Genomic DNA, 8,429 nt, shown 5'->3' with positions numbered 1-8,429 from the left:
CGTGGCCATGTCAAGGCGCTGCAGAAGCTGGCCGGCAAGACGGGCCTGCTGACGGTCAACCTCGGGACTGGCCAGGGGTATTCGGTGCTGGAAATGGTAGCCGCCTTCAGCCAGGCCAGTGGCCGCCCGGTTCCCTACCAGATCGTTGCGCGCCGTCCCGGTGATATTGCCGCCTGCTACGCCGATCCGGCCTATGCCCTGGAAGTACTGGGCTGGAGGGCGGAAAAGACGCTGGCCGACATGTGCGCAGATGGCTGGCGCTGGCAGAGCAACAATCCGAACGGTTACTGCTGAGAACCTGCTTATGATCTTGCTGCGAAGCCGTGATCGGGGCTCATGTGCTGCTCAAAATCCTCATGTACTCCCTGTACACTCCGGTTTTTGCGCTGCGCTTCACCCCGCTGACGGCTTCTCGCGACAGATCATAAACAAGTTCCAATACCGCGCGCGCAAACGCCGTTACCCCGCGTAACGGCGCTGCGCGATACCATTGGCCGCCCCATTCCTGTCATCATCCATGGCCCTTGATCCCCGCCTGATCCGCATCCTGTCCGGCTCCGGTCTGCTCACGCTGGCCAACGTGGTCTCGGCCCTGGCGACCGTCGCGGTGATCCCCCTGCTGATTCACGGTATCGGCCTGGCCGGTTACGGGGCGCTGACGCTGGTGCAGGCATTCGCCCTGACCCTGATCCGTTTTTTCGATTTCCAGAGCTGGCAGGTTTTTACCCGCATCGCCACCGGTGCCGCCGAGGGCGGTGCGAGCGAAGCGGATGCCTGGGCCACTGCCTTGCCGCTGGATGCGCTGGCGCTGACTGGCCTGCTGCTGGCCACGCTCGGTGCCCCGCTCTTCATGGCGGTCTGGGGCAATGAGGCGACGCCTATACTTGCCAGCCTGCTGTTTGCACTGGGCGGCGTGCAGCAGATCACTTTTTCCTGGATCGGGCGCCTGCGCCTGCAAGGGCAATTTCTCAACCTTGCGCTGCTTGCAGCCGGCCCCAGCCTGCTGCGGCTGCTGCTGTTGCTGGGCTGGAAGCTGGTTGGCTGGCCGCTTGACCTGATCACGGCAGCCTGGCTCTTTACCCTGCCGGAAATCGTGCGTGTGCTGTGGGGCGCCTGGCTGGGATTGCGCCAGGCGAATATCGTCACGGCCTGGTGCCAGGGAAAACGGCGCAAGGACGAACTCAAGGGTTTTGCCTTCTGGCTGTGGGCCACCAATCTGGTCGATCTGCCGATCCAGTACATCGACCAGTTGCTGGTTGGCCGGCTGCTCAGTATGGAAGCTGCCGGTGCTTATGGCGCGATCAAGAAACTCGGCGGTGCGGTGGGGCTGCTGGCCAATCCGGTCTCGCAAGTCATTTTCCCCGAGTTCTCGCGCATGGTGGGCAATGGCCAGTTGCGCCGCGCCTGGAGCCTGATGTGGAAGGCATTCGGGCTGATCGTGGTGCCGGGGCTGATCGCTACCGGCCTGCTCTACGTGCTGCGTGATGTCTGGTTTGCCCGATTCGGCCTGACACCTGCCTACCTGATTGAATGCTTTGCCTTCATCCTGCTGCAGGTATTCGCGATCGGACTGGTGGCGCTGCACCCGCTGGCCGCTGCGATGAACCTGATGCGCCCGGTGTTCTGGCTGGCCTTGGGCAGCAATCTGCTGTTCTGCGCCGTGGCCCTGGGTCTCACCCTGCAATTCGCCTTGCTCGGCCTGATCGCTGCACTGGCGTTGCAAAACACGCTGATGCTGGGCAGCAAGCTGGTATTGGTATGCCGGAGGCTGCCGCAATGAAAGTGGTTTTCCTGGTACGCGATCTGGGCCTGGGCGGGGTCGAGCGCTGCGTGGCGCTGGTCTCAGAAGGACTGGCGCAGCGCGGCTTTGATATCCATATCCTGATGCTCGGCGGTTCACACAATCTGTGGGGCAAGCATCTGGCCGGGGTGACACTGCATGATCTGTCCGGTGTCTGGCACGGACGGCAACCCTGGACCTGGCCACGCGGCTGGCGGGCGGTGCGCAATATGTTGCGCGATGCCGATGTGGTGATCGCCGCAACCTTCCTGATGCCACTCTACATGGCCTGGGCTGCCAGCCTGGGGCTGGGCAAACGCCTGATCGGCTGGGTACACGGACCCAAGGCGGAGCTCGATGCATTTGCGCGCATGAATCCGATTCACCGACATGCCTGCCAGATGCTGTACCGGCGCATTGCTGAGCTGGTGTTCGTCTCCAGCCATGCGCGCGATTCCATGGCGCGCTGGATCGGTTTGCCGGTGCAACCGGGCTGGCAGGTGCTGCCGAATTTTGTCGAACCCTCCAGCCTGCTTTCTCCCTCCCCCTGTGGGGGGGAGGGTTGGGGAGAGGGGGCGACCAAGCCGCTTCAGATCCTCTTCGTCGGACGCATCGCCGAAGAAAAACAGCCGCATTTGTGGCTGGATACCCTGGAAGCCCTGCAGGCGCAGGGTATCGCTGCCCGATTGACCATTGTCGGCGATGGCCCGCTGCAGGGGTGGTTAAGCGACGAAGCCAGCCGGCGCAATTTGCGCGAACTGCTGGATTTTGCCGGGCGGCGGGATAATGTCGCCGACTACCTGCACCAGGCGGATGTACTGTTGTTGACCTCCAGTTTCGAGGGCTGCCCGCTGGTGGTGCTGGAGGCCATGCAGCAGGGCTTGCCCGTGGTGTCGACGCATGCCGGCGGTGTCTATGAGCTGTTTGGCGAGCGTATGGATGATTTTATCGCCGCCGAGACCAGCGGGCCGGCGCTGGCCGGCAAGATCATCGCCCAACTGCCACGCCGGATCGAACTCTCGGCCTGGTTGCGCACGCGCGCCAGCCATTACACCCCGCAGGCTTCGCTGGCACAGTGGATGGCCCTGCTGCAACCTTCTGCCCCCCGGCCTGACCAAACTGATTCTTCGCATTCAACCAGGAGTTGCTCATGAAACCCGTTCTCTCCCTGTTGCTGGCCTGCAGCCTGCTGGTGCCGGTTGCCCATGCCGCGGATGAGGCAGGCGCTGCTTCGTCGGTGGCCACCGCATCCGTGCCCGCCGCCCTGCCAGGCAAGGATGCGGTGAAACAGGCCATTGCCGTGCTGGAAAAGGATTTCCTGGGCGCAGAGGCCTCGGCTGCTGCCAATACCGTCATGCAGTTCGCCAATGACAGCAAGGACGTTTCTTTCCAGATCAGTGCCAAAACTACACCGTGGCTGTTTGGCGATGCCAAGTCGGGTGGTGCCGAGGATGACGTTTACCGCCAGATGTTGCTGGTGGCTTATCTGGCCGGCAACACCCGTGCGCAGCTGGCGGCCGGCAAGGCGGTGGATAGCCCGCTGGCAGGCTGGGAGTTCGCGCTGAAAACCTACGCCACACTGCAGCAGGCCAATGCCAAGCTCAAACTCGCCGAGCTGGAAACCCTGAAAGCGCAGCAGGCCAAGGGCCAGTTGCCTGCGCTGGCCAGAAAAGCCTTGCAGAAGTAAGTCATGAACCGCATTGCCCTGCTGATCCCGCATTACAACAACCCGCAAGGGCTGGCCGCCTCGCTAGCCTCGGTCGGGCCGGACGAGCCGGTTGACGCGATCGTGGTCGATGATGGCAGCACGCGCGCACCGCTCGATGAAGCACTGGCCCGTGCCGCATGGCGTGCGGCGGGTGAGCTGAAATTTTTGTACCTGCCGCAGAATCGCGGTATCGAGCACGCGCTGAATGCCGGCTTGGCACTGATCGTGGAATCGGGCTATGCCTATGCGGCGCGGCTCGATTGCGGCGATCTCAATGTACCGGATCGATGTGCGCGCCAGGCCGGATATCTGGATGCGCATCCCGATGTCGCCCTGCTTGGCTCGGCCGTGGTGTTTTTCGATGAAAGCGGTGACCGCTTCACCCTGCGCCAGCCGCAGACGCATGCCGAGATCGTGCGCCAGATGCACGATGACAACGCCTTCACCCATCCGGCCGTGATGTTCCGGGTTTCGGCGGTCAGGGAAATCGGTCTGTATCCGACCGATTGCAAGGCGGCCGAAGATTTTGCCTACTTCTGGCAATTCGTCGCCCGTTACCAGACTGCCAACCTGCCCGAAGTGCTGGTGCGCACCGAATACACGGTGCAGGGTATCTCGCTGTCCAAGCGCAAATTGCAGCAGCGCTCCCGCCTGAAAGTGCTGTGGCGCCATTTCGACTGGGCGCCCCGCTCGGCCCTGCTGCTGATGAAGCCACTGCTATGGCAAGTGGTTCCGTTTTCCTTTGCCCAACGCGTGAAGCGTCTCTTGGGAGTGAAATCCTGGTCATGAACAAACTGATTTGCCTGATTCCGCATTACAACAACCCGCAAGGGCTGGCCAGATCGCTGGCATCCATTGGCCGTGACGAAGCGTGCGACGTACTGGTGGTCGATGACGGCAGCACCCGCCAGCCGCTGGATGAAGCAGCCGCACGCGCCGCTTTCGTTGCTCGGGGCGAAGTCCATTTCCTGCGCTTGCCGCAGAATCGGGGAATCGAGCATGCGCTCAATGCCGGGCTGGCATGGATTACCGAGAAAGGTTACGAATTCGTTGCCCGTCTGGATTGTGGCGACGAAAACCTGCCGGACCGTTTTGCCCGCCAGCTGGCTTTTCTGGAGGAGTACCCGGATGTGATGCTGCTGGGTGGCGCGGCCAGCATGGTCGATGCCGAGGGCGTTGAGCAGTTTGTGCTGCGGCATCCTGGGCATTACCGCGCGATCTGGTGGGCGATGAAGCGCAATTCACCCTTCATCCACCCGACGGTGATGTTCCGTACCGAGGCCTTGAAAACCACCGGCTTTTATCCGACCGATGTGCCGGCAGCCGAGGATTACGCGCTGTTCTGGTCGTTCACCAAGGTCTTTCCGGTGGCCAATCTGCCCGATGTGCTGATCCGCTATGAACTGGATCCGAATGGAATTTCGCTGTCCCGGCGCAAGCGCCAGCTGCAGTCCCGCCTCAAGTTGCAGTGGCGTAACCGCGATCGCAGCAATGCGGCGTGGTTCGGCATGCTGCGCACACTGCTGCTGATGGCATTGCCGTATGCGCTGGTATTCAAGCTCAAGACGTGGCTGCGGGGGTGAGTTTCATGCGCGGTGCGCGAATTGTTTTTGAGCGGGGTCTAGGTTACAGGATGCTATGCACCTTCGGTGCAGTGTTTGAGTGCCGTTTCCGCACGGCCGGCAGGAAGGGGGCTTTGCGTCGCCAAAGCCCCCTTCACCCCAAAGGCGACCCCGACCGCCAGCCCTGCGGGTTCCCTGCGCTTCTCATCAAACACGGCGGCTGCGGAACTCGGGCTGCGCCCTCAAACAGTCCTCGCCGAATTCCCGTGTTTGCTTGCGATGCTCGGCTGGCTTCAGGGGAAGAGGGTGGCATAACCACGGGCAGCAGCAATAAGACTAGCTTGGGTTTGGTGAGCAATGTTCACGCCGCCAGCACAGACAAACGGTTTTTGCTTCCCTTGGGCCCAGCGCCGAAGGAGTGGAGCGAGACCCAGACTCGCGACCGACTGAGGGTAGCCCGGAGGGCCGCAGGGCGGGGGCTGCTTTCTTTGGTTACTTTCTTTGCAGACACAAAGAAAGTAACCCGCCAAGCCGGGCGGAACCGGCACCCAAATGAAGCGCCAAAGGCGCATAACACCCATCCATCTCGCCGCCACATGCCACAAGGAGCCATCTGATGGCCCGCATCGTCCACGTTGTCGAATCCTTCGGTGCCGGCACCCTGTCGATGGTCAGTGCCATTGCCAACTGTCAGGCCGAGGCCGGCCATGGCGTCACGGTGATCCACTCGCTGCGCGAGGAAACGCCCGCCAACTGGCGCGCGCTGTTCGATGCACGTATCGACTTCATTCAACTGCCGATGGTCCGTGCGATCCAACCCGCTGCCGACTGGCATGCCGGCCGGATGCTGGCTGCGGAAATCCGCCGCATCACGCCGGACGTGGTACATCTGCATTCGAGCAAGGCGGGTGCCTTGGGACGCATCGTCAGCCTGTTCGTGCACGGGCCGCGCTGGTTTTTCTCGCCGCACGGGCTGTCGTTTCTGCAGCGCGCCGAAGGCCGGCTCAAGAACACGGTCTTCCTGCTGATCGAAAAGCTGCTCGCGCGCATTCCGGTGACCTTCATCGCCTGCTCGCCCTCAGAAGCCGAACAGGTCCGTTCCCATCTGACCCGCCGGGTGGTGGTGGTGAACAACGCAGTTGATCTGGCAACGATTCCGGCCGCGGCCGGTAACGAGGAGATGGTACGTATCGGCACCGTCGGCCGCGTCGCGCTTGCGCGCAATCCGGAACTGTTCGCCAGCATTGCCGCAGCGCTCAAGGCGGATGGTGTCGAATTCATCTGGATCGGCGGTGGCGATGAATCGGGCGAAGCGGCATTAAAAGCTGCAGGGGTAACGCTCAGCGGTTGGGTGGATCGCGCCGAAGCGCTCAAACAACTGGCCATGCTCGATATCTATATCCAGACATCGCGCTGGGAAGGCTTGCCGGTGGCCGTGATCGAGGCGATGGCAGCCGGGCTGCCAGTGGTGGCGACCAATGTGGTCGGCAATCGGGATCTGGTCAGAAACGGCGAAAACGGCTGGCTGGCCAATGACCGTGCCGAATTCATCGACCGCCTGCAAACCCTGATTGCCAGCAGGACTGAACGTGACCGCCTGGGCGGACAGGCCCGCGCTTTTGCGCAAACGCATTATTCGCTTGATACCATGATGACAGCACTGGATCGTGCCTACGGATTGAAGGATTGAACATGGTTGCACAACAGGGCGCCACGCGCGCCAAACCCTGGCTGGCGTGTGCCGATTTTGTCGCATTGATGCTGGCCTTTGCCGGTGCCGTATTTCTGCTGGTGTTGTTGCGCGGGCATCGCATCGGCAGCGGTTTTGCCTATTGGTGGCAGGTTGAGGGCAATCAGCAGGCGCTGGCATTTATGTTGCTGGGCGGCCTGACCGTCGCCACCTTCTGGTGGCGCGGCCATTACAGCCTGCGTTTGCCGTTCTGGGATGAGCTGCTGGAAATTTTCAAGAGCCTGCTGCTGGCGGCGCTCCTGAACGGCATGGTGGTGCTGTTCGCCAAATGGCCGATCTCGCGTTTTCTGTGGCCGGTTTCCTGGGGGTTGGCATTGCTGCTGGTACCGCTGCTGCGTGCACGCATGAAGGCCTGGCTGCTGGCTTGCGGCATCTGGCGCCTGCCCACCGTGATCATCGGCTGTGGCCAGAATGCGCGCGATGCCTGGCAGGCCATGCGCAGCGAGCCTTTGCTCGGATTCGACGTGATGCATTTTGTCGCCGTCGGAAAGATCGGCCTGCAGGATGAAGATGCATTCGCTCCCGGCATGCCGGCGGTGGTGCGGCTGGGCGAGGGCGAATTGCAGGCATGGCTGCAGAGCCGGAATTACCCGCATGTGACGGTAGCCTTGAGCGCGGAAGAATTGCACACGCTGCAGGGAGAAATCGAGCTGCTTAGCCTGCGCTACAAGGATCTGCACGTGGTGCCGCCGCTGGCCGGCCTGCCGCTGTTCGGCCTGACTGCCAACCATTTCTTCAGCCACGAAGTGCTGATGCTGCGCGTGCGCAACAATCTGGCCATGCCTTCGCTGATGCTGGTCAAGCGCGTGTTCGATTTCTGCGGTGCACTGTTCGGCCTGCTGCTGCTGGCACCGCTGTTTGCCTATGTCGGGTGGCAGATCAAGCGCCAGGGCGGGCCGGGCGGCGTGTTCTTCGGCCATGTGCGTGTTGGCATGAACGGCAAGCCGTTCAAGTGCTGGAAATTCCGCACCATGGTGTACAACTCGAAGGAAGTGCTCGAGCATCTGCTTGCCACCGACCCGGTAGCACGCGCCGAGTGGGACAAGGATTTCAAGCTCAGAGACGACCCGCGCATCACGCCGATCGGTGCGTTTCTGCGCAAGACCAGCCTGGACGAGATTCCGCAGTTGTGGAACGTATTGAAGGGCGAAATGAGCCTGGTCGGCCCACGCCCGATCATCGAAGCCGAGCTGGAACGCTATGCCGAACGCGTGGATTTCTATCTGGAAGCACGTCCGGGGCTGACTGGCTTGTGGCAGGTATCCGGGCGCAACGAGACCACCTATGCCGAGCGTGTCGCGCTCGATGCCTGGTACGTGAAGAACTGGAACCTGTGGTACGACATTGCGATCCTGTGCAAGACGGTACGCACGGTACTGACCGGCAAGGGCGCGTATTGAATACTGAACCGGAATCAGGATGTTCTTGCCACAATCAAGCATCCGATGCTGAGTGCAGGACCACCCTTTCCCCTTGCTACGCCGAGCATCGCAGTCAAACGCGGGAATTCGGCGAGGACTGTTTGAGCCCGCAGGGCGAGTTTCGCAGCCGCCGCGTTTGGCGAGAAGCACAGGGAACCCGAAGGGCGTGGCAGCGGGGTCGCCTTTGGGGTGAAGGGGGCTTTGGCGA

Annotated in this window: 7 protein-coding genes and 1 pseudogene; all 8 read left to right on the top strand. The window is 62.0% G+C overall.

Going from position 1 to position 8,429, the window contains the following annotated elements; genetic code table 11:
- Positions 1-294 (top strand): annotated as a pseudogene (locus tag AC0KVQ_RS07085) (UDP-glucose 4-epimerase); the annotation flags it as partial.
- 223 nt (positions 295-517) lie between these two features.
- Positions 518-1,780 carry a lipopolysaccharide biosynthesis protein gene (locus tag AC0KVQ_RS07080; RefSeq protein ID WP_473420442.1) on the top strand — a complete coding sequence of 421 codons (1,263 nt, stop codon included), beginning with the start codon at positions 518-520 and terminating at the stop codon, positions 1,778-1,780.
- Complete coding sequence (locus AC0KVQ_RS07075) at positions 1,777-2,934, top strand: glycosyltransferase (RefSeq protein WP_473420441.1); 1,158 nt, start codon at positions 1,777-1,779, stop codon at positions 2,932-2,934. The genes AC0KVQ_RS07080 and AC0KVQ_RS07075 overlap by 4 nt, the downstream gene beginning before the upstream one ends.
- On the top strand, positions 2,931-3,467 hold the full coding sequence (locus tag AC0KVQ_RS07070; protein WP_473420440.1) for a hypothetical protein: 537 nt from the start codon (positions 2,931-2,933) through the stop codon (positions 3,465-3,467). The genes AC0KVQ_RS07075 and AC0KVQ_RS07070 overlap by 4 nt, the downstream gene beginning before the upstream one ends.
- A gap of 3 nt (positions 3,468-3,470) precedes the next feature.
- Complete coding sequence (locus tag AC0KVQ_RS07065; protein WP_473420439.1) at positions 3,471-4,277, top strand: glycosyltransferase; 807 nt, start codon at positions 3,471-3,473, stop codon at positions 4,275-4,277.
- Positions 4,274-5,071 carry a glycosyltransferase gene (locus tag AC0KVQ_RS07060; RefSeq protein WP_473420438.1) on the top strand — a complete coding sequence of 266 codons (798 nt, stop codon included), beginning with the start codon at positions 4,274-4,276 and terminating at the stop codon, positions 5,069-5,071. Before AC0KVQ_RS07065 ends, AC0KVQ_RS07060 begins: the two co-directional genes overlap by 4 nt.
- Positions 5,072-5,666: 595 nt before the next feature.
- Positions 5,667-6,740, top strand: a complete 1,074-nt coding sequence (locus tag AC0KVQ_RS07055) for a glycosyltransferase (protein ID WP_473420437.1) — start codon at positions 5,667-5,669, stop codon at positions 6,738-6,740.
- Positions 6,741-6,742: 2 nt separating this feature from the next.
- Positions 6,743-8,200 (top strand): undecaprenyl-phosphate galactose phosphotransferase WbaP, encoded by a 1,458-nt coding sequence (gene wbaP, locus AC0KVQ_RS07050; RefSeq protein WP_473420436.1) that lies wholly within the window; start codon positions 6,743-6,745, stop codon positions 8,198-8,200.
- Positions 8,201-8,429: the final 229 nt, after the last annotated feature.

It is taken from the genome of Formivibrio sp. oc-25 (assembly GCF_055810895.1).
Note: the sequence above shows the minus strand (reverse complement) of the source record. Positions and strands in the feature narration are given on the sequence as shown.